The sequence below is a fragment of the Blastococcus sp. MG754426 genome (genome assembly GCF_021699055.1).
Lineage (GTDB): Bacteria > Actinomycetota > Actinomycetes > Mycobacteriales > Geodermatophilaceae > Blastococcus.
The window spans coordinates 1-809 of the sequence record NZ_SSXC01000171.1 but is presented as its reverse complement, the minus strand read 5'-3'; the positions used below and the strand labels follow the sequence as shown (position 1 = coordinate 809).

The 809-nt window shown below is 78.2% G+C and carries 1 protein-coding gene; it reads right to left on the bottom strand.

The window, feature by feature from the left end; all coding sequences use genetic code 11:
- Positions 1–316, bottom strand: a 316-nt coding sequence (locus E9549_RS22835; RefSeq protein ID WP_236828891.1) for a nucleoside hydrolase, incomplete at its 3' end; no start/stop codon positions are given.
- Positions 317–809 lie beyond the last annotated feature (493 nt).

Below are 809 nucleotides of genomic sequence, written 5' to 3'. Positions count from 1 at the left end.
GGCGGGGGTCGGCCGCGGCGGGCGACGGCGCCAGCTCCACACCACCCAGACCCGCGGCCCCGTGCACGTGCCCGGCGCGCTCCGGCTGCGGGTGGACCAGCGAGCTCCGCGCGCCGGCGGCGACCGGCACGTCGGAGCGACCGGCGAGGTGCAGCACCCGCAGGGCGTTCTCGGTGACCTGGGCCAGCTCCACGTTGCCGTGCACGGTGGTGACGAGCCGGAGGTCGACCTCCGGGCTGGCCAGTGCCAGCAGGATGGCGAGGGCGTCGTCGATGCCCGGGTCGGTGTCGATCACCAGGGGGGTGCGGTCGGTCACCCGCGCATCCTCCCAGGGGCCCCGGCCGACCCGGGCGGCCTCCGGGTGCGGACCCCGACACGCCGGGCGCGCCGGTGCCGCCCCGAGGTGACCGATGGCCCGGGGGACCCGTTCCACGCTCACGGGGCCCCGTCGAATCGACAAGGACACGCGCCGGAGGAGGGGTCACCGGCCGCCGCGGCGGCCCCCGGCAACGGTTCGGTCACGCGGTTCCGGAGGGGTGTCCCGGGAACCGGTCCGCGGGCCCGCCGGTCCCTACGTTCCTCCTTGTCCGCGGCACCTTCCCCTGCTGCGGACACGACTTCGGGAGGCGACATGAGCAGCAGCCGGCCGGCCATCGGGCCCGCCTCCGCCGCCCTGCGCGCCGACCGTGCCCTGCACGAGCCGGCCGGCACGCTGGCGGGCCTCATCGACGTCCTGGACCGGGCCGACCAGAGCCGCCCCCGCCCCCGTCCGCGGCCGGCTCGTGCAGGGCACGGTCGGCGCGCAGGGC